23 protein-coding genes and 5 tRNA genes are annotated in these 26,271 nt (G+C 51.6%); 24 read left to right on the forward strand and 4 right to left on the reverse strand.

All coding sequences use genetic code 11. From position 1 onward, the window contains the following. Window positions 1-45: 45 nt before the first annotated feature. The 16 genes from DXB70_RS09730 (at window position 46) to DXB70_RS09805 (ending at window position 13,244) form a co-directional block, all read left to right on the forward strand. Window positions 46-118 (forward strand) — tRNA-Thr (locus tag DXB70_RS09730). Between the two features lie 9 nt (window positions 119-127). Beyond that, window positions 128-209, forward strand: a tRNA-Tyr gene (locus DXB70_RS09735). 66 nt (window positions 210-275) lie between these two features. Continuing rightward, window positions 276-349 (forward strand) — tRNA-Met (locus DXB70_RS09740). Between the two features lie 195 nt (window positions 350-544). Further along, window positions 545-616 (forward strand) — tRNA-OTHER (locus DXB70_RS09745). Between the two features lie 3 nt (window positions 617-619). Further along, window positions 620-692, forward strand: a tRNA-Lys gene (locus DXB70_RS09750). Between the two features lie 320 nt (window positions 693-1,012). Then, a complete protein-coding gene (locus DXB70_RS09755; RefSeq protein ID WP_118673213.1) occupies window positions 1,013-2,134 on the forward strand; it encodes an MBL fold metallo-hydrolase in 1,122 nt (373 codons plus the stop codon). Between the two features lie 92 nt (window positions 2,135-2,226). Beyond that, window positions 2,227-3,819 carry an aminotransferase class I/II-fold pyridoxal phosphate-dependent enzyme gene (locus DXB70_RS09760; protein WP_243099943.1) on the forward strand — a complete coding sequence of 531 codons (1,593 nt, stop codon included), beginning with the start codon at window positions 2,227-2,229 and terminating at the stop codon, window positions 3,817-3,819. A gap of 98 nt (window positions 3,820-3,917) precedes the next feature. After that, window positions 3,918-4,535, forward strand: a complete 618-nt coding sequence (locus tag DXB70_RS09765; RefSeq protein ID WP_117796591.1) for a guanylate kinase — start codon at window positions 3,918-3,920, stop codon at window positions 4,533-4,535. A gap of 260 nt (window positions 4,536-4,795) precedes the next feature. Continuing rightward, window positions 4,796-5,785, forward strand: coding sequence for a DNA polymerase III subunit delta' (gene holB, locus DXB70_RS09770; protein WP_022360399.1), 990 nt, complete (start codon window positions 4,796-4,798; stop codon window positions 5,783-5,785). A 4-nt stretch (window positions 5,786-5,789) separates the two neighbouring features. Next, window positions 5,790-6,701 carry a stage 0 sporulation family protein gene (locus tag DXB70_RS09775; RefSeq protein ID WP_022360400.1) on the forward strand — a complete coding sequence of 304 codons (912 nt, stop codon included), beginning with the start codon at window positions 5,790-5,792 and terminating at the stop codon, window positions 6,699-6,701. Continuing rightward, window positions 6,691-7,422 carry a tRNA1(Val) (adenine(37)-N6)-methyltransferase gene (locus DXB70_RS09780; protein WP_118673214.1) on the forward strand — a complete coding sequence of 244 codons (732 nt, stop codon included), beginning with the start codon at window positions 6,691-6,693 and terminating at the stop codon, window positions 7,420-7,422. The genes DXB70_RS09775 and DXB70_RS09780 overlap by 11 nt, the downstream gene beginning before the upstream one ends. Window positions 7,423-7,437: 15 nt before the next feature. Continuing rightward, on the forward strand, window positions 7,438-8,289 hold the full coding sequence (gene rsmI / locus DXB70_RS09785; RefSeq protein ID WP_107001770.1) for a 16S rRNA (cytidine(1402)-2'-O)-methyltransferase: 852 nt from the start codon (window positions 7,438-7,440) through the stop codon (window positions 8,287-8,289). Window positions 8,290-8,653: 364 nt separating this feature from the next. Then, on the forward strand, window positions 8,654-9,529 hold the full coding sequence (pdxS, locus tag DXB70_RS09790; RefSeq protein WP_107001769.1) for a pyridoxal 5'-phosphate synthase lyase subunit PdxS: 876 nt from the start codon (window positions 8,654-8,656) through the stop codon (window positions 9,527-9,529). A 1-nt stretch (window position 9,530) separates the two neighbouring features. Then, window positions 9,531-10,118 carry a pyridoxal 5'-phosphate synthase glutaminase subunit PdxT gene (gene pdxT / locus DXB70_RS09795; RefSeq protein ID WP_118673215.1) on the forward strand — a complete coding sequence of 196 codons (588 nt, stop codon included), beginning with the start codon at window positions 9,531-9,533 and terminating at the stop codon, window positions 10,116-10,118. A gap of 547 nt (window positions 10,119-10,665) precedes the next feature. Then, window positions 10,666-11,811, forward strand: a complete 1,146-nt coding sequence (locus tag DXB70_RS09800) for a PLP-dependent aspartate aminotransferase family protein (RefSeq protein ID WP_207663864.1) — start codon at window positions 10,666-10,668, stop codon at window positions 11,809-11,811. A 260-nt stretch (window positions 11,812-12,071) separates the two neighbouring features. Continuing rightward, window positions 12,072-13,244 carry a MalY/PatB family protein gene (locus DXB70_RS09805; RefSeq protein ID WP_118522887.1) on the forward strand — a complete coding sequence of 391 codons (1,173 nt, stop codon included), beginning with the start codon at window positions 12,072-12,074 and terminating at the stop codon, window positions 13,242-13,244. Window positions 13,245-13,361: 117 nt separating this feature from the next. Here the strand turns inward: DXB70_RS09805 and glgB are convergent, their stop codons facing one another. The 4 genes from glgB to DXB70_RS09825 all read right to left on the reverse strand — a co-directional run bounded on the left by glgB (window position 13,362) and on the right by DXB70_RS09825 (window position 17,618). Next, the gene (gene glgB / locus DXB70_RS09810) at window positions 13,362-15,308 is read right to left on the reverse strand and encodes a 1,4-alpha-glucan branching protein GlgB (protein ID WP_117796594.1); all 1,947 of its coding nucleotides are present in this window, start codon (window positions 15,306-15,308) and stop codon (window positions 13,362-13,364) included. A 4-nt stretch (window positions 15,309-15,312) separates the two neighbouring features. Beyond that, window positions 15,313-16,857 (reverse strand): alpha-amylase family glycosyl hydrolase, encoded by a 1,545-nt coding sequence (locus tag DXB70_RS09815; protein WP_233430286.1) that lies wholly within the window; start codon window positions 16,855-16,857, stop codon window positions 15,313-15,315. 23 nt (window positions 16,858-16,880) lie between these two features. After that, window positions 16,881-17,123 (reverse strand): YaaL family protein, encoded by a 243-nt coding sequence (locus DXB70_RS09820; RefSeq protein ID WP_107001765.1) that lies wholly within the window; start codon window positions 17,121-17,123, stop codon window positions 16,881-16,883. Between the two features lie 81 nt (window positions 17,124-17,204). Beyond that, the gene (locus DXB70_RS09825) at window positions 17,205-17,618 is read right to left on the reverse strand and encodes a metalloregulator ArsR/SmtB family transcription factor (RefSeq protein ID WP_243099944.1); all 414 of its coding nucleotides are present in this window, start codon (window positions 17,616-17,618) and stop codon (window positions 17,205-17,207) included. A 530-nt stretch (window positions 17,619-18,148) separates the two neighbouring features. On the opposite strand from DXB70_RS09825, the gene DXB70_RS09830 reads away from it, so the two are divergent. The 8 genes from DXB70_RS09830 (at window position 18,149) to DXB70_RS09865 (ending at window position 26,250) form a co-directional block, all read left to right on the forward strand. After that, window positions 18,149-18,724, forward strand: coding sequence for a prepilin peptidase (locus tag DXB70_RS09830; protein ID WP_181357262.1), 576 nt, complete (start codon window positions 18,149-18,151; stop codon window positions 18,722-18,724). Window positions 18,725-18,759: 35 nt separating this feature from the next. Continuing rightward, window positions 18,760-19,764, forward strand: a complete 1,005-nt coding sequence (locus tag DXB70_RS09835; RefSeq protein WP_118673216.1) for a hypothetical protein — start codon at window positions 18,760-18,762, stop codon at window positions 19,762-19,764. A gap of 120 nt (window positions 19,765-19,884) precedes the next feature. Continuing rightward, a complete protein-coding gene (locus tag DXB70_RS09840) occupies window positions 19,885-21,093 on the forward strand; it encodes a CpaF family protein (RefSeq protein WP_347559613.1) in 1,209 nt (402 codons plus the stop codon). Then, window positions 21,044-21,826 carry a type II secretion system F family protein gene (locus tag DXB70_RS09845; RefSeq protein ID WP_182430903.1) on the forward strand — a complete coding sequence of 261 codons (783 nt, stop codon included), beginning with the start codon at window positions 21,044-21,046 and terminating at the stop codon, window positions 21,824-21,826. The genes DXB70_RS09840 and DXB70_RS09845 overlap by 50 nt, the downstream gene beginning before the upstream one ends. A gap of 6 nt (window positions 21,827-21,832) precedes the next feature. Then, window positions 21,833-23,056 (forward strand): hypothetical protein, encoded by a 1,224-nt coding sequence (locus DXB70_RS09850; protein WP_118673217.1) that lies wholly within the window; start codon window positions 21,833-21,835, stop codon window positions 23,054-23,056. A gap of 27 nt (window positions 23,057-23,083) precedes the next feature. After that, complete coding sequence (locus DXB70_RS09855) at window positions 23,084-23,272, forward strand: Flp1 family type IVb pilin (protein WP_022360416.1); 189 nt, start codon at window positions 23,084-23,086, stop codon at window positions 23,270-23,272. Continuing rightward, a complete protein-coding gene (locus tag DXB70_RS09860; RefSeq protein ID WP_243099945.1) occupies window positions 23,269-25,203 on the forward strand; it encodes a DUF5702 domain-containing protein in 1,935 nt (644 codons plus the stop codon). Before DXB70_RS09855 ends, DXB70_RS09860 begins: the two co-directional genes overlap by 4 nt. A 207-nt stretch (window positions 25,204-25,410) precedes the next feature. Beyond that, window positions 25,411-26,250 carry a hypothetical protein gene (locus DXB70_RS09865; RefSeq protein ID WP_118472975.1) on the forward strand — a complete coding sequence of 280 codons (840 nt, stop codon included), beginning with the start codon at window positions 25,411-25,413 and terminating at the stop codon, window positions 26,248-26,250. Window positions 26,251-26,271: the final 21 nt, after the last annotated feature.

The raw sequence follows: 26,271 nt of genomic DNA on the forward strand, positions 1-26,271 counted from the left end.
TCACAGGTTCGAGCCCTGTAGGCCCCATTGTTACCAATGTTTTATGCCGATGTGGCTCAATTGGCAGAGCAGCTGATTTGTAATCAGCAGGTTATCGGTTCGAGTCCGATCATCGGCTTTTTAAAATGGATGGGTTCCCGAGTGGCCAAAGGGGGCAGACTGTAAATCTGTTGCGTCTCGCTTCGGTGGTTCGAATCCACCTCCATCCATTATTATTTTTACAATAATGGTTGTATTTTTCCAGAAATTGTATATAATAATAGAGTAAGAATTAGCGCGGGGTGGAGCAGTCTGGAAGCTCGTCGGGCTCATAACCCGAAGGTCGCAGGTTCAAATCCTGCCCCCGCAATTTTTTTATGCAATGAGAAGTGCACAGATAAAAATATAGAAGTTAAAAACATGCTTGCATGTTTTTTAACAGATATATTTTTAGATGTATACGGCGAATGCCGTAAGCGAAAGACCGCAGGTCTTGAGCTGAGCACTTCGGACTAAAAAAAGCGACAAGCAAACTTTTAATCCGCATAAAACCAATAACCATTACGCCCAGATAGCTCAGTTGGTAGAGCAGAGGACTGAAATCCTCGTGTCACTGGTTCGATTCCGGTTCTGGGCATATGGGGGATTAGCTCAGTCGGTAGAGCACTTGACTTTTAATCAAGTTGTCCGGGGTTCGAATCCCCGATGCCTCATGAAGATGAGAAGCCGTCACACTGGAGACAGTGTGGCGGTTTTTTGGTGTAATAGGGAATTCCAAGGAATTTCCTATTACACAAAAAGGCACTAACGTGCCAATGATGCGCACTCGCGCGAAGCAGAAATAGGAAACTTCGTTTAACATTCATGTAAAGTAAAAAAGCCATTCAGACAGGAGTCTTTCTTGAATATATAATTTCTTGTTTTCGGATATGGCAGCTGTTATAATTGATTGAAAACAGAAGCAAATAGAAAACCAAAATGGAAGTAAGAATAGAAATAGGCAAATGCAGAAATTTTAAAATGGAGAAGAAAAATGGAGCCAAACAAGATGAAACAGAAACGCCGGAAATATTTATATGCAGCGGCGGCGCTTGGCATGACGTTCCTTTTGAACTTGAGCGGATGCAGCCACCGGTTCACGAACTATCCGGAGACAGCCGGAACGGTAGCAATCGTGGACAGTACAGAGCGGGAGGCTGTCCGAGATGAAAATGGAGAAAATCCAGATCAGCCGATTGATTTAGATAACCTGGGGGAACAGCAGTCGGCGGCAGAAATGGAAGCGTTAGCTGCGGCGGAGGCGGCGGAGCCGGGCGTGGAGGAGCCGTATCTGGACGGGGGAGAGCTTCGGCTTTTAGCGTGTGCGGATATCTGGCAGAACCTCTCCTGCGTCATGAAGACGAAGGAAGGCGCGGTGATCGTGGTAGATGGCGGTCGTGATGTCGATGCACCGCATTTGATTGAGGTTATTCAGGAGTTGGGCGGTCATGTGGATGCATGGCTTTTAACCCATCCGCACAGCGATCATGTGGGGGCGATCACGGAGATTTTAAACATGGATCCGATGCCGATCTCGATCGGTAAGGTGTATTATTCATTTCTGGATAAAGAACTTTTAGGTCAGGAGCAGGTTTCAAGACGGGATTCAGATTTGGAGTGTTATGATCGGATCACGGAAGCGATTGCGAAACTGCCGGAAGCAGAAAAATGCGGGACGCTTACGAAAGGGCAGAAGATTTCAGTGGCGGGCGCGGAGATCACAGTGATGAACGAGCCATTTGCCTGCACGGAAAATAGTTTTAATAACAGCTCGGTCGCGTACCGCGTGGAGATGGGCGGAAAACGGATCCTGTTTTTGGGTGATATGGGCTGGCAGGCAGGGAAGGATTTTCTTGCCAATCATACGCAGGAGGAACTGAAATCGGATGTGCTACAGATGGCGCACCATGGGCAGAGAGGTGTGGAAGAGGAGCTCTACCAGGAGATTTCACCGGAGGTCTGCTTATGGCCGACGCCGGACTGGCTCTGGGATAATGTGCAGGATGGCGTCGCGGGCGCTGGTTCGTATAAGACGCCGATTGTCCGTGGATGGATGGTAACATTAGGTGTGAAGAAAAATCTTTGTGTCAAGGATGGCGATCAGATACTGCGGTAGTTTTTTATAAAAGATTAAAATAAAATTTTAAAAAGTTGTTTTCAGGGAAATGAAATGCTTTTGGGATGCGGTGCAGCGGATAGAAATAAGACATGAACGAAAAAAGAGAGAAACAGAAGGAAGAAGAAAAAGTGAATAAAGACAGGAAAATGCGGTCGGAAACAATCATCCTACGTCCGGAAGTGCCGCTTTTAGAACGTTTATCCACCTATGCGGCGTCGGATGCCTACCCGTTCCACATGCCGGGCCACAAACGCCAGGTGAAAATGGGGATAACTTCCGTCCCGAATCCATTTTCGGTGGATATCACGGAGATTGATGGATTTGACAACCTGCATCATGCGGAAGATATTTTGAAAGAGTCGATGAATTCGGCGGCTGCGGTGTACGGAGCAGACCGGGGCTGGTATCTGGTGAATGGCAGTACGTGCGGGATTCTGGCGGCGATCGCGGCGGCGGTGAAGCCGGGGGAAAAAATCCTCATGGCTCGAAATTCCCACAAATCGGCGTATCACGCGGTGGTTTTAAACCAGCTGGAACCGGTATATTTATATCCGGAGGAGGTGCCGGAGTTTCAGATTCCGGGAGGGATCGAGCCAGAGCAGGTGGAACGAGCACTTTTGGAGCATCCGGAGATCCGGGCTGTGTTTGTGACTTCCCCGACCTATGAGGGGATCGTGTCGGATATCCAGGGGATTGCAGCGACGGCGCACCGGCATGGAGCGGCGCTGATTGTGGATGAGGCGCACGGCGCGCATCTGCCGTTTGGGGATGGGAACTATTTCCCGGATGGGGCGTTACAGGAGGGGGCGGACCTGGTGATCCAGAGTCTTCACAAGACGCTTCCATCTTTGACACAGACGGCGATTCTGCATCTGAAAAGCCAGATTCTGGATGCGAAGAAGGTGGAACAGTATTTATCGGTTTACCAGAGTTCCAGCCCGTCGTATATTCTGATTGCGTCGATGGAGAACTGCGTCCGGTATATGGCAGAAAAAGGAGCCGGGGAGATGGCGCGGTATGGCGCGCGATTGCGGGAACTCCGGGAAAAATTGGCGAAGCTAAAACATTTCCGGCTTCTGAAAGAGGAAATCTGTGGTGCGGCAGGTGTGTATGGATATGATCCGTCAAAACTGGTGCTATTTCCAGATTTTATGACGGGAACTAGACTGGCAGAGGTTTTGCGGACAGAGTACCATCTGGAGGCGGAGATGTCGAGCGGGCGGTATGTGCTTCTGATGACTTCGTTTATGGATACGGAGGAAGGATTTTCGCGTCTGGAGCGGGCACTTTTGGAGCTGGATGCGCGGGTGGAAAAGCTGGAGGCGGAAAGTGTTGGGCTGAAAGATGCAAAACAAGGCAGGCAGGAACCGTTTTCGGGAGCACAATTGAATCAGAAACCGAACCAAGAAAATGATTCAGAAAACTATCCACAGCAGATGTGTCTCCCCTGGCAGGCATGGCATGGGGATGGCATGCTGGTGCCGCTTGAGGAGGCGGAAGGAAGGACGGCGCGGACCTGCGTTACCATTTATCCGCCGGGGGTGCCGATGCTGATGCCGGGAGAGCGGATTGGAACAAGGGAGATCGCGCGGATCCGTGAGGATTGGAAGCTGGGACTTACGGTGGAAGGAATTTGTGAAAAATCAGACAAATTGGATTTGTGGATAGAGGTTGTTATTTAGCAGGTTCGCACATTTGCCATAAGAAACAGAGAAAAATCGGATTTATATATACGATGGAATGCGTGTGAAAATACTGGCTGGAAAGGCATAATAGGAAGATGGGACATATATTTTACGTGATGGGAAAGAGCGCGTCCGGGAAGGACACGATCTATAAGATATTGAGAGAGCGGCTGCCGCAGATCCGGACGGTGGTGCCGTATACGACCAGACCGATCCGGGCAGGCGAGCGGGACGGTGTGGAGTATTATTTTGTGACCGGAAAAAGGCTTGCGGATTTGGAGAAACAGGGAAAGATCATTGAAAAGAGAACCTACCAGACTGTTTATGGACCGTGGAGTTATGCAACGGTGGACGATGGGCAGATCGATCTGGGATCGCATGATTATTTCATGATCGGGACGCTGGAATCGTATGAGGGGACGCGGAATTATTTCGGTGCGGATGTGCTGGTGCCGCTTTACATTGAGGTGGAGGACGGTGAACGCCTTCAGCGTGCGCTTGACCGGGAACGGCAGCAGACAGAGCCAAAGTATGCGGAGCTGTGCCGCCGTTTCCTGGCGGATGAGGCAGATTTCAGTGCCGAAAATATGGAAAAATGTGGGATCCGGGCGGAAAACCGGTTTGAAAACCGCGAGCTGGAAGCGTGTGTGGATACGTTGGTAAGGGAAATTCGGGCTCAGGGATTGGCACTTTTGGAACCGAAAGTGCCGTAAGAAAACGTGGAGGCAGCAGGAATTTGCCGTATTTAAATGCGAAGCCACGGCAAATTCCGTTACTGGGCACGTATGCGTGAACAGTAACAAATTCGGAATTTCATCGTACTAGGCAGAGGTTAAATCTTGTGTTATACTAAGATGATAGAGATTTACAAATAATAAAAGAAGGGCATGATAGAAGGGATCCCAACCGATCCATACGATTGAAACGATTTTAGAATTAAAATCCAGAGTCCAGCCCTGAAAGGAGCATCAAGATGGCAGGTTTTCACGATATTATTGGACATGAGAAGATAAAAGAGCACCTTCAGAAGGCGATCGGGTATCAGAGAGTTTCACATGCCTACATATTGTCGGGCGAGGAAGGAATGGGACGCAAGACGATCGCGAAGGCATTTGCCATGACGCTTTTGTGCGAGAAACATGGGACGGAGCCATGCATGGAATGCCATTCCTGTAAGCAGTTTTTGTCGGGCAATCATCCGGATGTGATCTGGGTGACACATGAGAAACCTGCGAGCATTGGTGTCGATGATGTCCGGATTCAGATCAATGATACGGTTTCGATCCGTCCGTATAGCAGTCCATATAAGATATATCTGGTCGATGAGGCGGAGAAAATGACGGTGCAGGCGCAGAACGCTCTTTTAAAGACGATTGAGGAGCCGCCGGCCTATGCGGTGCTGGTGCTTATCACGACGAACCCGGAGGTATTTCTGCCGACGATCCTGTCCCGCTGTATCCAGTTGAAACTTCGTCCGCTCAAGGATTCGGTGGTAAGCGATTACCTGACGGAGAAAATGGGCGTTTCGGATGGCCAGGCGGATATTTATGCGGCGTTTGCGAGAGGAAATTTAGGAAAAGCGATTCATCTCGCCTCTTCGGAGGAGTTTGCACTTTTGTACCGAGAGGTGCTGACGCTGCTTAAAAATATCAAGGACATGGATATTCCGATGCTTCTGGATTATATCCGCAAGCTGCAGGAGGACAATCTGGATCTGTATGAGTGCCTGGATTTCATGCAGCTCTGGTACAGGGATATTCTGATGTTTAAGGTCACAAAGGACATGAATTCGCTGATCTTTAAGGATGAGTATTCGGCGGTCAGCAGTTGCTGCCAGAAGAGTTCCTATGAGGGGCTGGAAGAGATATTGAGTGCGATTGAAAAGGCAAAAGTCCGGCTGAATGCTAACGTCAACACCGATTTGGCGCTGGAGCTGATGCTTTTGACGATGAAGGAGAATTAAATTTATGATAAAGGTAATCGGAGTCCGGTTCCGCAAGGCCGGAAAGGTATATTACTTCGATCCGGCGCAGATGGAAATCAAGATGGGCGACCATGTGATCGTGGAGACCGCCCGCGGAATCGAGTTCGGAGAGGTGGTTCTTGGCGTCCGCGAGGTGGATGAGAAGAAGGTGATCCAGCCGCTGAAATCGGTCATTCGTATGGCGACGAAGAATGACGAGGAGCTGGAACGGAAGAATAAAGAAAAAGAGCATGAGGCATTCCAGATCTGTCAGGAAAAGATCCGCAAGCATGAATTGCAGATGAAGCTGATCGATGCAGAATACACCTTTGATAACAATAAGCTGCTGTTTTATTTTACGGCGGATGGAAGAATCGATTTCCGTGAGCTTGTCAAGGATCTGGCGGCGGTCTTTAAGACGCGGATCGAGCTGCGCCAGATTGGCGTCCGGGATGAGACGAAGATTTTGGGTGGCGTCGGTATCTGTGGTCGTCCGCTCTGTTGTCATTCATATTTATCGGAGTTTATTCCGGTTTCAATTAAGATGGCAAAAGAGCAGAACCTGTCCTTAAATCCGACGAAGATTTCGGGTGTGTGCGGTCGTCTGATGTGCTGCCTGAAATACGAGGAAGAGACGTATGAGGATCTGAACAGCCATCTGCCGAGTGTCGGCGATTACGTCACAACGGATGACGGGCTGAAAGGCGAGGTTCACAGCGTCAGCGTCCTGCGCCAGCAGGTAAAGGTGGTTGTGACGGTAGGACGGGATGAGAAGGAGATCCGTGATTACCGTGTGGATCAGCTCAAGTTTAAGCCGAAGCGCCGCCGTGACAGGGGAAATGTCAACGATGCGGAGCTGAAAGCGCTGGAGGCACTGGAGAAAAAGGAAGGAAAGTCGAAGCTGGATGATAATTAAAGAGGGCGAGCGGATCGATGAACTGCAGCGGAACGGATACCGGATCATCCAGAAGACGAACGGGTTCTGTTTTGGCATGGACGCGGTGCTTTTGTCCGGGTTTGCATCGGTGAAGCCGGGCGAGAAAGCGCTTGATCTGGGAACGGGAACTGGTATTATCCCGATTCTTCTGGAGGCAAAGACGGAAGGAAGCCATTTTACAGGTCTGGAGATCCAGGCGGAGATGGCGGAGATAGCATCCCGGAGTGTGGCGCTCAACAGGCTGGAAGAGAAGGTTTCGATCGTGCAGGGTGATATCAAGGAGGTTCCGACGCTGTTTGAGAAGGCATCCTTTGATGTGGTAACGACGAACCCGCCGTACATGAACGACAGCCACGGGCTGAAAAATCCCGATCTTCCCAAGGCGATTGCCCGCCATGAGGTTCTCTGCAATCTGGAGGATGTCGTGCGCGCGGCGGCTTCGGCACTTCGTCCCGGCGGACGACTCTATATGGTGCACCGTCCGAGACGGCTCATTGAGATTCTGATGGCGATGAAAAGTCAGAAATTGGAGCCGAAGCGGATGAAATTTGTCCATCCGTTTGCAGATAAAGAGGCAAATATGGTTCTCATCGAGGCGGTGCGCGGCGGCGGCGCGCTGATGACAGTGGAAAAGCCGATCATTGTGTACAAAGAGCCGGGCGTGTATACGGATGAGATTTATGATATTTACGGGTATTAATGGAATAGGAGAACGATGGAAGGAACATTATATTTGTGTGCCACGCCGATCGGCAACCTGGATGACATTACATTCCGGGTGCTGGAGACGTTAAAGCAGGTGGATCTGATTGCGGCGGAGGACACGCGGCACAGTATTAAGCTTCTGAATCATTTTGATATTCATACACCGATGACGAGCTACCATGAGTACAATAAGGTCGAGAAGGCGCGTGTGCTGGTGGAGAAGCTGAAATCGGGCATGAATATTGCCTGCATCACGGACGCCGGGACGCCGGGTATTTCGGATCCGGGCGAGGAGCTGGTGCGCCAGTGCTGCGAGGCGGGAATTAAAGTAACCGCGCTTCCAGGAGCGGTGGCGTGTGTTACGGCGCTGATTATTTCGGGACTTCCGACGAGACGGTTCTGTTTTGAGGCATTTCTTCCGACGGACAAGAAGGAGCACCAGCGGGTGCTTGCAGAGCTTCAGAATGAGACGCGCACGATTGTGCTTTACGAGGCGCCGCACCACCTTCTGCGGACGCTCACGGAGCTTTACGAGGCGCTGGGGGATAGAAAGGCGTCTATCTGCCGGGAGCTGACGAAGAAATACGAGACGGCGTTTCGGACGACGCTTTCGCAGGCGGTGGCGTATTATACGGAAAATGAGCCGAAGGGCGAGTGCGTGATCGTCATCGAGGGCAAATCCGTCCAGGAGATCGAGGCGGAGGATCAGGCGCGCTGGCAGCAGATGTCCCTGGAAGAGCATATGGAACATTATGAATCACAGGGAAACAGCCGCAAGGAAGCGATGAAGCTGGTGGCGAAGGACCGCGGGGTTTCGAAGCGGGATGTGTACCAGGCGCTGCTGGAGGCGGAAGAGGCGTAGACACAAACGGAAAGCTGAAAAATGGGTAAGTGGAGTGGCGTTGGTGGAATGCCGGGGCGCTCCGGTTTGTGCAGATAAAAGAAAAATAGAATAAGATTTGAGAAAAGAACAAACTGTACTGGTTAAAATATTTAAAAGTGTATATTTTAATCAGTACAGTTTTTGCTATAATTCCTACTAAGTTGATGCGGAAATGAATGTAAAAATACAGAATGTCAGTGAATTGTTTTTCGCAAGGCAGAATAGAAAGGCAGAAGAGGCGCTTGCCTGTGAATGATTCAGTGGATTCGGGTATTGATTGCAAGGATCGTAAGGACGCTTGGCTTACAAAGAAAAATCATATTCAACCACGGGAGGAATAAAAATGGCAGAGAATCGTTATGAACTGAATAAACAGCTGGCACAGATGTTAAAGGGCGGCGTTATCATGGATGTCACAACCCCGGAGCAGGCGAAGATCGCGGAGGCGGCAGGCGCGTGTGCGGTTATGGCGCTGGAGCGGATTCCGGCGGATATCCGGGCAGCGGGCGGTGTGTCCCGTATGAGTGACCCGAAGATGATTCGCGGCATTCAGGAGGCAGTTTCGATTCCGGTTATGGCGAAGTGCCGGATCGGTCATTTTGTGGAGGCGCAGATTCTGGAAGCGATCGAGATTGATTATATCGATGAGAGCGAGGTATTATCTCCGGCGGATGATGTGTACCATATTGACAAGACACAGTTCAAGGTTCCGTTTGTCTGCGGTGCGAGAGACCTGGGAGAGGCGCTGCGCCGGATCGAGGAAGGTGCTTCGATGATCCGTACCAAGGGCGAGCCGGGAACGGGCGATGTCGTACAGGCAGTCCGCCATATGCGTGCGATGAATTCGGAGATCCGCCGGGTTCAGAACCTGCGTGAGGATGAGCTTTACGAGGCAGCAAAACAGTTAAAAGTTCCGGTTCATCTGCTCCGCTATGTACATGACAATGGACGTCTCCCGGTTGTCAATTTCGCGGCAGGCGGCGTGGCCACCCCGGCGGATGCGGCTCTGATGATGCAGCTGGGCGCAGAGGGAGTCTTTGTTGGATCTGGTATCTTCAAGTCAGGCAATCCGGAGAAACGTGCGTCGGCGATCGTGCAGGCAGTAACGAATTACAAGGATGCAAAATTACTTGCTGCGATTTCTGAGGATCTGGGCGAGGCGATGGTTGGTATCAATGAGAATGAGATTGCGATTTTGATGGCAGAGCGGGGACAGTAAGATGGAGAAAAAACAGATAGGCGTGCTGGCGGTGCAGGGCGCGTTTGCCGAACACATTGCCATGGTACGGAGACTGGGCGCAGAGGCGTTTGAGATCCGGCAGCTTCCGGATCTGGAGCGGCCGATGGACGGACTGATTCTGCCGGGCGGCGAGAGTACCGCGATGCGTAAGCTCCTGGATGAGCTGGGGCTTTATGAGCCGCTTCGGGCAAAGATTGCGGCAGGGCTTCCGGTGTATGGAACGTGCGCGGGGCTTCTGCTTCTGGCCAAGGAGATCGAGGGCGGAACGCCGTGCTTTGCGACGATGGATGTGTCGGCGGTGCGGAATGCCTACGGGCGTCAGCTCGGAAGTTTTTACACGGAGGCTGAATTTGCCGGTCTGGGGACGATTCCGATGACTTTTATCCGCGCGCCGTACATCGCTTCGGTTCAGAAAAATGTTAAGGTGCTGGCGACAGTGGACGAAAAGATAGTCGCAGCCAGACAGGGAAACCAGTTTGCGACGGCATTTCATCCGGAATTGAATGAGGATGTGACAGTGCACCGGTATTTTCTAGAGGAAGTCTGTAAAGGAAAATTAAGAGGGTAATTGGTAGAAATTAGTGTGTGGTTGATGAAAAGTGAAACCTACTGGTAAGGGGAGCGAGAACTGTAGCCATTTAAAGCGGTCAGAATGGATGATATATTTCTGAAATGTGGGAAGATGTCATTGATTCTGACCGTTTTTTTATCTCAGTCGAGAAGACTCCCACCTCTTCCGGTGGTGAGTAATAGCAAATTTGTCTCAGGGGGAGTCCATTCCCCGACTGAGATAAACGCTCCGCGAGGATGCGCAGTGATTCTGTAAAGAATATGTCAGCTTCGCTGACCAGAATCACGCGCCAAGTCTCACGGACGTTCGACTTGAATTGTTTGGAAGGTACGGTCTGTGAAAAAACAAAAAATGTACCTTGATAGGTTTTTGCGCTGAGAAAGGAAAACGCCCGGTAAAATGGCGGACTGCATGGAATTCCTATTGACAAAGTAGGAATTCCGCATTACAATCACTGATAAACCAATTAAAACAATATGAAATAAGAAAATTATATAAAAAACGAATTTGCTGATATAGCAAATAGACACAGGAGGATGACATCGTGGCTTATCAGATAGAGACAACTTGTATTTGCGGAGATCCGGAAACTTCTAAAAACCATTCTTTTGGCGCTGTTTCAGTGCCGATTTACCAGACGGCGACTTTTGCCCACCCGGGTATTGGGGAATCAACCGGTCATAATTATACGCGTGAGAGCAACCCGACCAGAGACGAGCTGGAAAAGACTGTTTCGGCGCTGGAAGGAGCGGTTGATACCGTTGCCTGCACATCCGGTATGGCGGCGATCTCGCTGATGATGGAGCTGTTTGACAGTGGCAGCCATTTTGTATGTACCGAGGATCTGTATGGCGGTTCCGTCCGTATTTTTGAGGCACTGGAAAAGAAGCGCGGTTTTTCATTTTCCTATATAAATACAGCCGATGTGGAGGCGGTTGAGAAGGCGATCACGGATCAGACGAAGGCACTCTACATCGAGACACCGAGCAACCCGACGATGCAGGTGACCGATCTGGCGGAAATGAGCCGTCTGGCGACGAAGCACGGACTGCTTCTGATCGTGGACAATACCTTCCTGTCCCCGTATCTGCAGAATCCGATCGCGCAGGGCGCGGATCTGGTTGTCCACAGCGGCACGAAGTTTTTAGGCGGTCACAATGATACGCTGGCTGGATTTTTATGTACGCCGATCAAGGCGCTGGCAGAGCAGATCCGGTATCTGTTCAAGACGATCGGAAGCGGACTTTCTCCGTTTGATTCTTTCTTAGTCCTGCGCGGCATCAAGACTCTGTCAGTGCGTGTGGAACGGCAGCAGGAGAATGCGATGAAGATCGCAGACTGGCTGAAAGAGCAGAAAAAGGTAACGGATGTCTACTATGTAGGACTTCCGGAACATCCGGGTTATGAGATCAACCAAAAACAGAGCCGTGGCGCTGGCAGCATGATTTCGTTCCGTACAGATACGGAGGAGACGGCGAGAAAGGTGCTGGAGCGTGTGAAGCTTATCTCTTATGCGGAGAGTCTGGGCGGCGTGGAGTCTCTGATTACCTATCCGATGCTGCAGACACACGGCGATGTGCCGGTTGAGATCCGGGAGCGCCTTGGAATTACGGAGACATTTTTACGTCTGTCTGTCGGTATTGAAAATGTGGATGATCTGATTGCGGATCTGGAGCAGGCGTTAGCGTAAAAAGAGGGTAACTGTTCAGTAGGTCTGCGCATTTACTGCGCTGACCGTACGAAAACATGGGCCAGCAGGCAAAAATCCCATTGCCGTAGGCAATTTTTAATGGATTTTTGCGCGTGACTGTGAAGGGACTGAACAGTTACAAAAGAGGATAGATATGTCTGGTATCGGTTTTGCATGGGCAGTGGGATATGGGCATGGATGACAGGATGCCAGAGTGAAAACCGTTCATTGACAGGAACGATGGATTGGGAGGAAAATGCATGAAATACGATTTTGACAAAGTGGTGGACCGGCATGGTACCAACTGTTTAAAATATGATTTTGCCATCGAGCGAGGAAAACCAGCGGATATTTTACCGCTTTGGGTGGCTGATATGGATTTTCAGACGGCTCCGGCGATTTTAGAGCGGCTGGAAGAGACAGTAAAACATGGTATTTTCGGCTACAGTGATGGAAAAGAGGGCTATTTTGCGGCAGTCCAGAACTGGTACCGGGAGCGCTTTGGCTGGGAGACGAAACCGGAGTGGCTGGTGAAGACACCGGGCGTTGTATTCGCGCTGGCGGCGGCTGTCCGGGCGTATACAAAGGAAGGTGACGGCGTACTGCTTCAGCAGCCGGTGTACTATCCGTTTTCGGAAGTAATTACGGACAATGGGCGTAAGATTGTCAACAGCCCGCTGAAAATCACGGATGGCTATTACACGATGGATTTTGACGACCTGGAAACGAAGATCGTCGAAAATAAGGTAAAATTGTTCCTGCTTTGCAGTCCGCACAACCCGGTCGGACGTGTCTGGAGCGAGGAAGAACTGCGCCGGGTTGGCGAGATTTGCCTGCGTCACGGTGTGCTCGTGGTCAGCGATGAGATCCACAGTGATTTTACCCGCGAGGGACATCCGCACACAGTATTTGCGAAGCTGGGTGCAGAGTTTGAGCAGAACTGCCTGATCTGCACGGCACCATCCAAGACGTTCAATCTGGCGGGACTGCAGATTTCCAATATCTTTGTGCCAAACCCAGAGCTTCGGAAGAAACTCTTAAAGGAGATCGCGGCGGCAGGCTACAGCCAGGTCGGTCTGATGGGACTGGTAGCATGCCAGGCGGCGTATGAAGAGGGAGCGGAGTGGCTTGCACAGCTAAAAGCGTATCTGGAGGAGAACCGGAAGTTTGTGAAGGCGTATCTGGAAGAGCATCTGCCGGAAATCCGTCTGATCGAGCCGGAGGGAACCTACCTTCTGTGGCTGGATTTTAAGGCGCTTCATTTGAATGAAAAAGAGCTGGAACATCTGATCGTGGACAAGGCACATCTGTGGCTGGACAGCGGCGCGATGTTCGGACCGGACGGCGAGGGCTTCGAGCGGATCAATATCGCATGCCCGCGGGCGACGGTGGAGAAAGCGCTGAAGCAGCTGGAAGCGGCGATCCGCGGATAAAATTGATTGGGTCACGAATCAGAACCCGTATAAATAAAACCTGCCGCAGGCAGACTGTATCCCCCCATATAAACAGTCTGTCTGCGGCAGTTTTTTTGAATTCATAGGAACATTATTTTATGAGAACCGGAACACCGCAGTTCCATACGCCGGAAGCGGGTACGCGAAGGAGTATGGCTGTCCGTCACATTCGCTCTTGATGGAGCGGTAATGGCTGATCTTATCGCCGCGCTTGTAGTAGCCGTGTTCCTGGTCAAGCAGCAGCGTGTAGGTGCCGCGTTTCGGAACACCGACGCGGTAATCGTCGCGGTCTACCGGGGTGAAGTTGCAGATGAAGAGAAGATTCTTTTTCTGTGTTTCATCGCGGCGGATAAAGCTGAAAATACTGCGGTCTCCGTCGTTGGCGTTGATCCACTGGAAGCCGTCATACTCCTCGTCCAGGCGGTAGAGCGCCGGATATTTGTGGTAGAGCGTCAAAAGTCCTTTCACATAATTCTGGAGGTCGGCATGGAACGGCTCTTTCGTAAGGTACCAGTCGAGGGAGACTTTTTCATCCCATTCATGGAACTGACCGAAATCCTGTCCCATGAAGAGAAGTTTCTTGCCCGGATGTCCGAGCATGAAAGTGTAGCCGACTTTCAGGTTGGCAAATTTATCCTCGTATTCGCCCGGCATTTTGTTGATCATCGAGCATTTGAGGTGGACGACCTCGTCGTGCGAGAGCACCAGAATGAAGTTTTCGCTGGTGCAGTAGGTGATGCCGAAGGTCATTTTGTTGTGGTTAAATTTACGGAAATACGGGTCGAGCTTCATGTATTCGAGGAAGTCATGCATCCAGCCCATATTCCATTTGAAGGTAAATCCAAGACCGTCCTCCTCCGGGCTCTTGGTAACGTTCGGCCAGGCGGTGGATTCCTCGGCAATGATGATGGCGCCGTCCTTCCGGCCGCGGATCACGCTGTTTAAATGTTTGAAAAACTCGATGGCTTCGAGGTTTTTGTTGTCGCCATATTTATTTGGTACCCACTGTCCGTCCTGGCGCCCATAGTCTAAGTAAAGCATGGAAGCGACGGCGTCCACGCGCAGACCGTCGATGTGGTATTCATCGAGCCAGTAGAGCGCGTTGGCGATCAGAAAATTGGATACCTCGTTTTTGGCATAATCAAAGACCTTGGTACCCCAGTCCGGGTGCTCGCCTTTGCGCGGGTCGGCATACTCATAGAGCGCCTGTCCGTCGAAATCGGCAAGTCCATGTGCATCCTTCGGAAAATGCGCCGGAACCCAGTCTAGGATGACACCGATGCCTTTTTTATGTAAGTAATTGACGAAATACATAAATTCCGTCGGGGTTCCGTAGCGGGAGGTCGGGGCAAAATAGCCGGTTACCTGATATCCCCAGGAGCCGTCATACGGATGTTCGGCGATTCCCATGAGCTCTACATGGGTGTAGCCCATTTCCAGGACATAGTCAGCCAGCTCATGCGCGGCTTCCATGTAAGTGTAATAACCGTCCTTTTCCGGGCGGTTTTTCTTTTTCCAGGATCCTAAGTGAACCTCGTAGATAGAGATTGGCGCCTTGACCGGATCGGTGCCCGCGCGCGATTCCATCCATTTGGAATCGTTCCATTTGAAGCCGCGGATATCGGCGGTCACGGAAGCGGTTCCAGGACGGTATTCTGCCGAAAATGCATATGGATCTGCCTTAAATAAAATCGTTCCTGTGTGCGTGGTGATGGCGAATTTGTAGAGCTGTCCCACGCCAAGTCCCGGTACGAAGAGCTCGTAAATGCCGCTGTCTGCGACCGGCTTCATCGGGGTTGCATCCGGATTCCAGGCGTTGAAGTCGCCGACCAGGCTGACGGCGGCTGCGTGCGGCGCCCAGACCGCGAAATAGTAGCCGTCCTGTCCGCGATATGTATAAGGGTGTGCGCCCAGCTTGTGGTAGAGCTGGTAGTGGCGGCCTTCTCCGAAGAGATACCGGTCAAGCTCGCCGATCACGCCGAGTCCTTCTGTCTTTGGTTTTTTCGATGTGGTTCGTTTAGTAGTGGAAGCTGCTTTTTTCATAAGGTTACCCCTCCGTGATTCCGAGAATAACAGCGCTGTTACCCTCTAATTCTATCTGAATTTTGTTTGTATTCTTATCGATCAAAAACGATTTTCCGGTAATCAGATCCGTAGCTTGTTCCGCTGTCGTGTGGAATGGAAGTGGAACTTGTAAATAAGCGGCGTTGTCATCGTTGTTGGCAGCGGTAAGGATCGCCTGGTGGTCACCGTGTCTGGCAAATGCGTACTGCCGGTTTGTCAGCAGAAGTTCCTGATAACGCCCACCGTGAAGCGCCGGTTCGGCGGCGTGGATGGCGGCGAGTTTCTGGATCAGAAGTGTAAGCGGTGTCACGGTGCCTGCGCTGGTATCTGTGTTTGAGCCTGTGGTGCTTGAAGTGGTCTGGCAGCAGGTGTTTGCGCCTGCGTGTATGTTTGGGCCTGTGGCGCTCGAAAAGCTCTGGCAGTTGCCATCTGTGCGGATGCCGGTGTTTTGTCCGTCGCTGGTCTGCATTTCTTCTGCAAGCGGTCTCGGCGGCAGGATTCTCGGACGGAGTTCCGTATCAGAGTTGTGTCCGCGGCGTCCCTGAATGCCCCATTCACTTCCATAATAGATGGACGGAATGCCCGGAAGAGTGAACAGCAGCGTGTAAAGCGGCGCAAGATGTGCCGGATTTAACAGTTTGCTTGCGATCCGGTCTTCGTCGTGGTTGTCCACAAAGGTGTAGAGATCCCGCCCCACCGCTTCGAGGCGGCGGACATTGTGTGCCAGTTCGAAATAATTGTGGTCGTTGTGCGCGGAATAGATACTTTTGTGCATCTCGTAGTTGGTGACGGAATGAAGCATCTGCGGATTGACCCAGCGGGCGTATTCGCCGTGGATGACTTCGCCCATCAGCCAGAATTCCGGCTTGATTTCATTTGCCAGCCGGCGCAGTTCCTGCATAAATTCAAAGGAAAGATCGCCCGCGCAGTCGAGGCGGATACCGTCGATGTCAAATTCCTGCACCCAGAAACGGACAGTGTCAAGCAGATAGTTCCGCACTTCCGGGTTTCGGTGGTTTAAGCAGGGAAGCTCCCAGATGCCGTGCCAGGATTCATAGCCGAAGGAATCGCCCAGCGGGCTGCCCCAGCCGAAATTGACGTTCCTGTACCATCCGGCGTAAGGGGACTGGTCACGGTGCGCCTGCAGGTCGCGGAAGGCGAAAAATTCGCGACCGGTGTGGTTGAACACGCCGTCCACGACGACGCGGATGCCATGCTCATGGCAGCAGTCCACGAAAGATCGGAACGAAACGTTGGTTCCCAGCCGCCGGTCGATGAGCCGGAAATCGCGGGTATCATAGCCGTGCGTGGATGATTCAAACAGCGGTCCGATGTAAATCGCGGAAATATGCAGGCTCTCTAAATAGGGAATCCACTGCATCAGTTCGTCCATGCGGGAATCGGAGGAAACGTCCCTGGTGCCATCCGCTGTCCCATCGGAGACAGGATAGGGATTGGCAAACGGTGCTCCGGTCATTCCCAGAGGATACATATGGTAAAAGATAGCTTTGTCGTACCAGGCTGTCATGAGAAAGGTCCTCCTTGTGTCGGTTAAATGGTATTTTCCTGTTGTTTAATATGTCGTAAAAGGAACTGATACCGGAGGTGTGCGGCTTTCAGTTCGTAGATATAGCAGTCAATCAGAGTCGGATCGACGACCTCTTCAAAATGGTTGAAAACGGTGTTGATCGTGCTCATGGTCTGTCGCAGTTCTGTCAGCAGCTCCGGGTCAGGGTGGGCGGAAAAAATGTCCGTGCTGGTGCTCCCGGAGCAGTGGGTGCGGTTGTGCTTCATGGTTTGATGCTCTCTTTCTGAATCCTATAAATTGGTACAACGATCAGTATATTCAGAAAATGGAAAGATATGCATCCTGGTTCAGGCGTTCATGGAAAGCATGGATTCCAGCAGATGTCCGAGCTGCATCAATTTCCGGGTGCTGTCTTCGATCGAGAGGTAATAATAATTGCAGGTTCCCTCCCGGTGGACGTCGATCAGCCCGGCTGTCTTTAAGATCTTCAAATGGTGGGAAACTGCCGGGCGCGACAGGCTGGTCCGTTCGGTGATTTCCCGGACATTTAAGCCGTGCGGACGGGGCTGGGTGGGCAGGCTGATTGGACGGTCATCGTTTTTATCAGGCTGATTTGTGTTCATAGGGGTGTTTTTTGTGCGTCCCGTGAGGGCTTCGTCCGTCAGTGCTTCGATGATCGTCAGCCGTATTTCATCACCCAGTGCGATAAAAAGAGGCATACAGGTATGAAAATGCTGTTTAAGTTCTGTTCCTTTTTTCATCGCGCTTCCTCCTTCTCGAATGGTTTAAAAATTTAAACTAATAATATTTTACCATTTTTTGTTTCGTCAGTCAATGAAAAGGAAAATGCTGGAATGGGTATTTATAGATAAAAAATAAAGAGATATTTTGGCAATTATTTTCAAATAACGAAATTGTCTAGCTAAAATAACGGGGTCAGATGCACAAAGTTTCTGAAATATTTTTGGCGCTTATTTTGGGTGTTTTGGGATTGACTTTTGAACAAAAACTGTTCATAATGGAGGAACATTCATGGATGGGTTCTTCCATCTGTCACGGGAATCCGGATTTCCCGTTGATCTATTATTAAGATTCTAAAAGTTAAGTTCAGAGAAATGTTCGATGATTTTTCAGAAGTGGTTCAAGTGCATACAGGAAAGGAATGGAAAATGGTGGCGGTGAAAACTGGCGCAGGACTGGCAGCTATTGTTTTCGGCAGGTGTTTTGAAAACGGGACATACTGTACAGGAACTGTCCGTTTCATGTATGCGAAAGAGAAGGAGGGGATGGATTGACCTTACTGCTGCTGTTGTTTACCGGCGGCTGTGCGCTTTGGGATTTGAAAAAACGCCGTATTTCCAATGGTATGATTCTGGCTGGCGGGCTGCTGTTTCTTTTAATTCGGTCTGGTCTGGGGATGAAAATAGGATATACAGCCGGATGGAGCAGGTGGCTGCCGGGAACTGGGGCGGCGCTTATGTCAGGCATCTGTGAAATGTGCGGATACCTGGTCCGTATCGGGATTTTACTATGTGTCCTGTTTCCGCTGTATCTGTTTCGCATGATAGGTGCGGGAGATATCAAGATGGCAGCGGTTCTGTTTGGTGCTGCGGGGGTGCAGCAGGGAGGGCGGATCCTTTTATGCGGGCTGATGGCAGCTGGGGCATGGTCAGTTGTTTTATTGGTTTGGCGTGGGATTGCCAGGCAGCGGCTTACATATCTTGTGTTTTATTTGTACCGGTCTGCGCTTGGGGGAAGCGTCGAGCCGTACTATCTGGAAGCGCGGGATGGAAAAGAGGCATCTTTTTGTCTGGCACCGTGCCTGTTTTTGGGAGTGATTGGGGCGGAGCTGATTCGGTATCTGTAAGGAAAATGGCTTGTGATTAGGGAGGTGGCGGTGCGATGAAGCATATTCTGGCTGTGTATGACGTGGATCCAGTCTATGCGGCGCGGTTTGCAGAGGTAGTTAACCAGAAGGAAAAAATACCGTTTGAGGTGGTGGCGTTCAGCTCGATCGAGCGGCTGCGGGCATTTGCGGCGGAACATCCGGTAAAGCTTCTGTTGTTGGGCGAGCATGTTCCGGCGGAAGAAAAGGAGTCTATCCGGGCGGAAAAGGTCATTCTTTTATCGGATAATGGGGGAAAGCCGGTTAGTCCGTCAGTTCCCTGTGTCTACAAATACCAGTCCAGTGATGCGATTGTGCGCGACGTGATGACCTGGTATGGGGAAAGCCCGGGGGATCTGCCGGAGGTGTCCGGACGGGGGCTGGCGAAGGTTTTGGGAGTGTATTCGCCGGTTGGACGGTGTTTAAAGACCTCGTTTGCCCTGACAATAGGAAAACTTCTGGCACAGGAGGAGCGGGTGCTGTATCTGAACCTGGAGGACTTTTCCGGTCTGTCGGTTTTGATGAAAGAAGAATACAAGAGTGATTTGTCGGATCTGTTGTATTTTTACAACGGTGGAAGCTATAATTCGCTTCGTTTAAGCAGCGTTGTCCACACGATGGGGGAGTTGGACTATATTCCTCCGGTGCGCTATCCGGAGGATCTGGATCAGGCAGGAGAGGAGGCGATCGCGGGGCTTATACGGGCAATTGCCGGGGAGAGTGCGTATGATACGCTGGTAGTGGATATAGGAAGCGGGCGCAGGACGGCGCTTTCGGTAATGAAGCTGTGCCGGGTAATCTATATGCCGATCCGGGAAGATCCGGTGTCTTTGGCAAAGCTTAAGGAGCTGGAGCAGTATTTTTCACAGACAGGAAATGGCATGCTAAGGGAACGTATTAAACGCCTGAAGCTTCCGTATCACGGCAGTTTTGGACGGGGCGATTATATTGACCAGCTCTTATGGGGAGAACTGGGTGATTATGTACGACAGCTGCTGCGGGGAAGCAGTGTGGGCGGATAATCTTCATTGTGGATTAAATTAGAAGGGGCAAAGTCTTTTGACAGGGATAAATTGAGCGGGATTTTGCCAGTCATTCTAAAGAGTAAACGGTTGTGAGAGAAACAACTGGCAGGGGGAAGTATGCAGGAGCAGAAAATGGTTTTGAGGCAGCGTCTGATGGAGCAGATGGAGAGCCGTATGCAGGTGGAGGATGAGGAACTGCGCGACCTGATCGACATGGCGATTCTGGAAGCAGCAGAAGGGGCGTATCTGCCGTTAAAAGAGCGGCTTTCTTTGAGAAAAGAGCTGTTTGATTCATTCAGACGGCTGGATATTTTGCAGGAGCTGGTCGATGATCCGACGATCACGGAGATCATGGTAAATGGCGCGGAGCACATTTTTGTCGAGCGGCAGGGGCGTGTGGAAGAATTAGAAAAGCACTTTGATTCGGTAGGGCAACTAGAGGATCTGATTCAGCAGATTGTAAGCCGTGTCAACCGGACGGTCAATCTGGCGTCTCCGATTGCGGATGCGAGACTGGAAGATGGTTCGCGTGTTCACGTGGTGCTGGCACCGGTGGCGTTAAATGGTCCGATTTTAACGATCCGGAAGTTCCCGGAACCGATCACGATGGAACGTCTGATTGAGTTAAAAAGTATCAGCCGGGAGGCAGCGGCATTTTTGCAGAAAGCGGTCGAGCAGGGGCTCAATATCTTCATCAGCGGCGGAACCGGATCGGGAAAAACGACGATCTTAAACGCCATGTCCGGCTATATTCCACAGGAGGAACGCATCATCACGATCGAGGATTCGGCAGAGCTTCAAATCCGCCATGTAACGAATCTTGTCAGCCTGGAAACAAGGGTAGAGAACCGGGATGGTTCGCAGGAGATTTCCATGCGCGATCTGATCCGGGCGAGTCTCCGAATGCGTCCGGACCGCATCATCGTTGGGGAGGTCCGGGGCGGCGAGGCGCTGGAAATGCTGCAGGCGATGAATACGGGACACGATGGCTCGCTCTCAACTGGACATGCAAACAGCGCCAAAGATATGCTCTCAAGACTGGAGACAATGGTTCTGATGGCAGCAGAGCTGCCGCTTGCGGCGGTCCGGAGCCAGATCGGTTCAGCACTCGATCTGATGGTCCATGTCGGGCGGATGCGGGACCGGAGCCGGAAGGTGCTGGAGATCACGGAGGTGATAGGCTATGAAAATGGGGAAATCCGCCTTTCTCCCATCTATCAGTTTCAGGAAAGCGGGGAGACTGCTTCCGGACAGGTGGAAGGAGCACTTGTCCAGGTTGGCAGATTTGAAGGGCAGCGCAGATTCGCGGGAGGAAGTGCTTTCTGATTACCGGGTTTACCACCTGACGGGGCAGGAGTGGATACGTTACCTTCTGGAGGGAACAGCGGTGTGCGCCGTGACGGCATATGTATTCTACCGTTCATTTCTGGCGTTCGTTCTGATGCTTCCGGCGGGGATGCTGCGGCCGTTTTTTAAGAGGCGGGAGCTCTGCCGCCGGAGAAAAGAGGAGCTGCGGCTCCAGTTTAAGGAAGCGATTCAGATCGTGGCTTCGGCGCTGGCTGCAGGCTATTCGGTGGAAAATGCGTTTATTGCGAGTGTGCGCGATCTGGAAGAACAATACGGAAAAGAAGGGATGATTACCCGTGAGTTTTCATATCTGGCAAGCCAGCTTAAAATGAACCGGACCGTGGAGGCGCTGCTTTCTTCCTTTGCGAAGAGGAGCGGTCTGGATGAGGTGGAAAATTTCTCTGTTATTTTTACTGTATCCAAACGGAGCCGGGGCGAGCTGGCAAGCGTGGTTCACCATGTCGTTCACGTGATTTCAGATCGCATTCAGGTGCGGGAGGAAATTCTCACGATGACGGCAGAAAAGCAGTTTGAACAGAGAATTATGAACCTGATGCCGTACCTGATCGTGCTCTACGTGGATTTGTCATCGCCGGGCTTTTTCTCACAGATGTATGAGACAGCGGTGGGGCGGGTGGTGATGACCGGGTGTCTGGTGGTCTATCTGCTGGCATGGAGGGTATCGGGGAAAATTCTTCAGATTGAGGTGTGAAACAGCATGGGAAAAATGGGGAAAAAGCAGGTTTTATGCATTCTTTTGGGGATAATTCTGGCAGTTGCGGGATATCTGGTGGAAAAACGGGATGGGGCGCTGGAAGATGGGAACCGGCTGAACCGCTATGCATATGGAGAAGGAGAACGGCAGCAGGAAGTGTGGGTGCGCGGACTGTGCGAGAAGGAGATTCCGGTGGAGATTTCGCTCGGAGAGCGGGAATATGCGGAAGAGGATGCAAAAAAAGCATTGCTGGAGGCGGGAGGTAAACTGGCGGATTTAATTCGGGGAAACAATCTGTCCCTGCAGGAGGTAAGGGAAGATCTACATCTCGTCGGCTGGCTGGAAGAAGAGGGCATCCGGGTCCGCTGGACACCGGAGGATGCGGAATGGATTCAGACGGATGGGACTGTTTTAAATGAAGAATGCCCGGAGAAGGGGATTCAGACAGAACTGACCGCATCCCTGCAGGCGGGGGTATTCAGCCGGGAGTACCGGTTTCCGGTCACGCTATATCCGCCGCTTCGGACGAAGCAGCAGGAAAAAGAGGCAGGTTTTAAGCGGCTGTTAAAGCAGATGGATGAGGCGCAGAGAACGGAAGGGCAGCTGGTTCTGCCAAAGATGTATGAGGGGAAGAATTTATCTTACCGGGTGCGCGGAGACAGGGAATATCTGCTGTTTCCGGTGCTGGGGATTGCGGCGGCAATTCTGCTTCCTCTTTATGAAAAACAGAAGGAGAGTGAGGCGAAAAAGAAGAAAAAGCGGGAGCTGATGGAAGACTACCCGGAGATTGTGTCAAAGCTGACCGTATTTTCCGGGGCGGGGCTTCCGGTCCGCCGGGCATGGGAACGGATTGTGCTGGAATACGAGGCGGCATGCCGGGCGGGAACACAGACGGAGCGGGCGGCATACCGGGAAATGGCAGCGGCATATCACCGGATGCAGCGCGGTGTCCCGGAACTGCAGGCATATGCGGAATTTGGTGCGGGCTGCCGTCTGAGACCGTACCGGAAGCTTTCCGGGCTTTTGGAGCAGAATGTCAGAAATGGGGCAGAAGGACTTCGAAAGGCGCTGGAGACAGAGATGGAGTCGGCGTTTGAAGAAGAGAAAGCACTGGCAAGACGCCGGGGGGAAGAGGCGTCCACAAAGCTGATGCTTCCATTGTTTCTGATGTTGATGATTATTATGGTGATGGTTTCAGTCCCGGCGTTTCTGGCGTTTGGGATCTGAAAAATGGGGAGAAAGGAGAAAAAGTATATGGATAAAGCGTATCTGGTAAGAGAAGTAAAATCGTTTCTGATGGACGAGGATGGCGTGGGGGTCATTGAATTAGTGCTGATTCTGGTGGTGCTGATAGGTCTGGTCATTGTCTTTAAAAAGCAGATTAATACGCTTCTTACAAATATCTTTAAACAGATCAACAGCAAGTCGAAGGAGGTATATTGATCCGGGCAGAACGGCACGTTGAAGCAGAAATGGACGTTTGCGGGGGGATCACAGTTTTCCTAAGTTTGATTCTGACCTGTATCTGTGCGCTGATGGGCGGGCTGTTTGAGTCCGCCCGGGCAGCCGGAAGCGGCTGGTATATGCAGATGGCGCTCAATTCCTCCCTGGATTCGCTGATGAGCTGTTATCACCGGGAGATTTGGGATAAATACCGGATTTTTGTGCTGGAATGTGCGGATAAAGAGCGCCTGGCGGCGGAGATGGAGCCGCAGATGGAAACATATCTGGCGGCAGCGCCCTTTTATCCGGTCAGCGGCGGCAAGGTACAGATCGAAGCGATGGATGCGATCACCGGGCATAATGGGGATTTCTTTGCGAAGGAAGTTACCGATTATATGAAAGTGGGTGTCTGGACGCTGGAAAGTGAGGAGTCTGAACTGCCTGAGATGGAAAAACGGATGACGGAAGCAAGGGCGGTTCATGGGATTGCGGAAGGATATCAGGAAAATGGCAGAAAAGTGCTGCGTCTGGAAGAGTCGATCGAGGCGATCGGAGCCTGCCTGCAAAAACAGGAGAAACATCTGGAGGAGATGGAGGCAGCGGTTCGCCAGGCGGATGGAAGCTCGTTCTTTCAATCGGCGGAAAGCTTAGAGAAAGAATTAAAGCAGATTCCGGGGCTGGTTGCGGCGTATGAAAAACAGGCGGACCGGCTTGCGAAAGAACTGCAGGGATCGGAGCAGGAGGCGCAGGAAGCCCAGCCGGATCTGGAAGAAGGCTCCTGGGGCATGGTACAGGAGGAGATGCGGGGGTATCGTTCGTATTTGGATGCGGATGGAGCGCGCCGCCAGGAGGTAAAAAAGACAGAAGAGACGGCTCACGGAAATGAAGAGGTGGTTGCAGAAGCAGTCCGGAAAGGAAAGGAGATACAGGATTATATCGATGATTGGGAGCCTGACGATGAGGACGATGAGCTGGACGAGGAAGCGCTGTGGGCGCCGGTTCTGACGATCACAGCGGGTTTTCAGAAGGATGGACGTTTCCGGGTTCCGGCAGTCCGAGACAAGAAAAAAATGAATGTGCTGGAAGCAGTCAGCCGCCTGTCGGGGACGGATCTGCTGAGTCTTTGTGTGCCGGCGGGAACTGTGATTTCAGAAAACTGGATTTCGACCGCGGCATTTCCGTCGGCATTGTATGCAGGCGGAGAGAGCGGAAAGCGGGGGACAGCTGGGGATGTCTGGACGGCGGGGCTTGAACGGGCTCTTTTAGATGCGTATGCGGCGCATTTTTTTACCCGGTTCGGGCAGGAAAAGACGGGAAGTGTCCATTATGAGCAGGAATATCTCTTACAGGGAAATGCGTCGGAGCGGGAAAATTTAAAACGCACCGTCAATGAACTTCTGGCTGTGCGCGAGGCGGTGAATCTGGCAGCTTTATATGCGGATTCTGAAAAACGGTCGGAGGCGGAAGCATTGGCGCTGGCAATCACGGGGCTGGCGGGAATCACACCGATCACGGCGGCGGCATCCTTCTTTATCATGACAGTCTGGGCGTTTGCAGAGTCGGTGGCAGATGTGAAGGTTCTGCTGGCGGGCGGAAAAATTCCTTTTTTCAAACAGCCGGGGGAGTGGCAGATTTCGCTTTCTGCTCTGACGGAAAAGGGCGCGTCCATCTTTCTGGAAACGGGGACGGATCCTTCATTGAAAAACGGGACAGACGACAGAGGGCTGGACTACCAGGACTGGCTGAAACTCTTTTTCCTGATACAGGGAAAGAGCCGTTTCTGTTACCGGATGATGGATATGATTCAGAACTGCATTTCAGAAAAAGAGCCGGGATTTCGGATGGATCAGTGCCAGTATGGGGTAAGTGTGTCCTATGCGGCACAGGGAACGTTGATACCGCTTCGTAGAACGTCCCAGAAGGAATATTAAACACAATTACAGGGGAGTGGAGGACAGTGTCCTTTTTCAGGAGATGATGCAAGTGAATGTGCCTCTCCAAGTACATAAAGAAAGCCAGTAAAAAAGATGATGACAACTAACCTAACAAAACGAATAAATGAAAGTATCTGTGCGGTCGGGATACCCGTCCTTCGGCGGCATAGAGCCCAAGTAACAAAACGACCCTGGAAAAGGGCATTGTCCTCTGCTTCCCTGTGTGCGAGCCTGACGATTGAGGCGGCGCTTAGTCTGACATTGTTTATGTTTACGGTGATTCTCCTGTCAGTTCCGATGGAAATACTGGATACTCAGAGAAAGGTGCAGACGGTGCTGGAAGTGACGGGGCGGGAACTGGGATGGCAGGTGTATCGGACATCCCATACGGTGCATCCGGCAGAAATGGAGGCGGGAAAAGCGGCAGAGGCAGAAGAAAAGGGAACGGGGGGCTGGTCAGAACTTCCGTCCGGGCTTATCCTGCAGGGATATTTAAAGGAGAAGATTCAGACAGCGGGCGGGAACAAAGTGTCCAATATCCAGTGTGGTGCCAGCCGCGTATCGGAAGATGGAGAATGGATTGACCTGCGCGCCTCCTATCAGGTGCGGCTGCCGTTCTCGGTATTTGCGCTTGACCATGTGACGCTTACTTCCCGGAGCCGGAAGCGGGGATGGATTGGGGCGGAAGGCGGGTATTTCTCAGAGAAAAACGCTTCAGAACCGGAGGAAAAATGGGTCTATGTGGGGCGGGACAGTACGCGCTACCATCTCTCACCTTCGTGCCATTATATATCGAATCAGATCACCGCGGCTGCGTATGCAGATGTAATTTCGGGGGTGCTTAGAAACAGCGGGGGATGCCGTTATAAGGCTTGCAGATACTGTGGAAAGACGGTGTCGGCGGGAGGTCTGGTGTATATTCTTCCGTCCGGCGAGGTTTACCATGGAAAGCAGGACTGTTCGTCATTGGCATATTATGTGCAGAAGGTGCGGCGATCAGAGGTGGAATATATGGGGGTGTGTTCATACTGTGGAAGTGGATAGGTGCGGATGGCGGAAAGAATC

The organism is Clostridium sp. OM05-5BH (genome assembly GCF_003481505.1).
GTDB lineage: Bacteria > Bacillota > Clostridia > Lachnospirales > Lachnospiraceae > Otoolea > Otoolea fessa.

What these genes read in the sequence shown, in the direction of transcription:
- DXB70_RS09755 (WP_118673213.1), top strand. Translation starts at nt 1,013, where the DNA reads ATGGAGCCAAACAAGATGAAACAGAAACGCCGGAAATATTTATATGCA.
- DXB70_RS09760 (WP_243099943.1), top strand. Translation starts at nt 2,227, where the DNA reads ATGAACGAAAAAAGAGAGAAACAGAAGGAAGAAGAAAAAGTGAATAAA.
- DXB70_RS09765 (WP_117796591.1), top strand. Translation starts at nt 3,918, where the DNA reads ATGGGACATATATTTTACGTGATGGGAAAGAGCGCGTCCGGGAAGGAC.
- holB (WP_022360399.1), top strand. Translation starts at nt 4,796, where the DNA reads ATGGCAGGTTTTCACGATATTATTGGACATGAGAAGATAAAAGAGCAC.
- DXB70_RS09775 (WP_022360400.1), top strand. Translation starts at nt 5,790, where the DNA reads ATGATAAAGGTAATCGGAGTCCGGTTCCGCAAGGCCGGAAAGGTATAT.
- DXB70_RS09780 (WP_118673214.1), top strand. Translation starts at nt 6,691, where the DNA reads ATGATAATTAAAGAGGGCGAGCGGATCGATGAACTGCAGCGGAACGGA.
- rsmI (WP_107001770.1), top strand. Translation starts at nt 7,438, where the DNA reads ATGGAAGGAACATTATATTTGTGTGCCACGCCGATCGGCAACCTGGAT.
- pdxS (WP_107001769.1), top strand. Translation starts at nt 8,654, where the DNA reads ATGGCAGAGAATCGTTATGAACTGAATAAACAGCTGGCACAGATGTTA.
- pdxT (WP_118673215.1), top strand. Translation starts at nt 9,531, where the DNA reads ATGGAGAAAAAACAGATAGGCGTGCTGGCGGTGCAGGGCGCGTTTGCC.
- DXB70_RS09805 (WP_118522887.1), top strand. Translation starts at nt 12,072, where the DNA reads ATGAAATACGATTTTGACAAAGTGGTGGACCGGCATGGTACCAACTGT.
- glgB (WP_117796594.1), bottom strand. Translation starts at nt 15,308, where the DNA reads ATGAAAAAAGCAGCTTCCACTACTAAACGAACCACATCGAAAAAACCA.
- DXB70_RS09815 (WP_233430286.1), bottom strand. Translation starts at nt 16,857, where the DNA reads ATGACAGCCTGGTACGACAAAGCTATCTTTTACCATATGTATCCTCTG.
- DXB70_RS09820 (WP_107001765.1), bottom strand. Translation starts at nt 17,123, where the DNA reads ATGAAGCACAACCGCACCCACTGCTCCGGGAGCACCAGCACGGACATT.
- DXB70_RS09825 (WP_243099944.1), bottom strand. Translation starts at nt 17,618, where the DNA reads ATGAAAAAAGGAACAGAACTTAAACAGCATTTTCATACCTGTATGCCT.
- DXB70_RS09835 (WP_118673216.1), top strand. Translation starts at nt 18,760, where the DNA reads ATGAAGCATATTCTGGCTGTGTATGACGTGGATCCAGTCTATGCGGCG.
- DXB70_RS09840 (WP_347559613.1), top strand. Translation starts at nt 19,885, where the DNA reads ATGCAGGAGCAGAAAATGGTTTTGAGGCAGCGTCTGATGGAGCAGATG.
- DXB70_RS09850 (WP_118673217.1), top strand. Translation starts at nt 21,833, where the DNA reads ATGGGAAAAATGGGGAAAAAGCAGGTTTTATGCATTCTTTTGGGGATA.
- DXB70_RS09855 (WP_022360416.1), top strand. Translation starts at nt 23,084, where the DNA reads ATGGATAAAGCGTATCTGGTAAGAGAAGTAAAATCGTTTCTGATGGAC.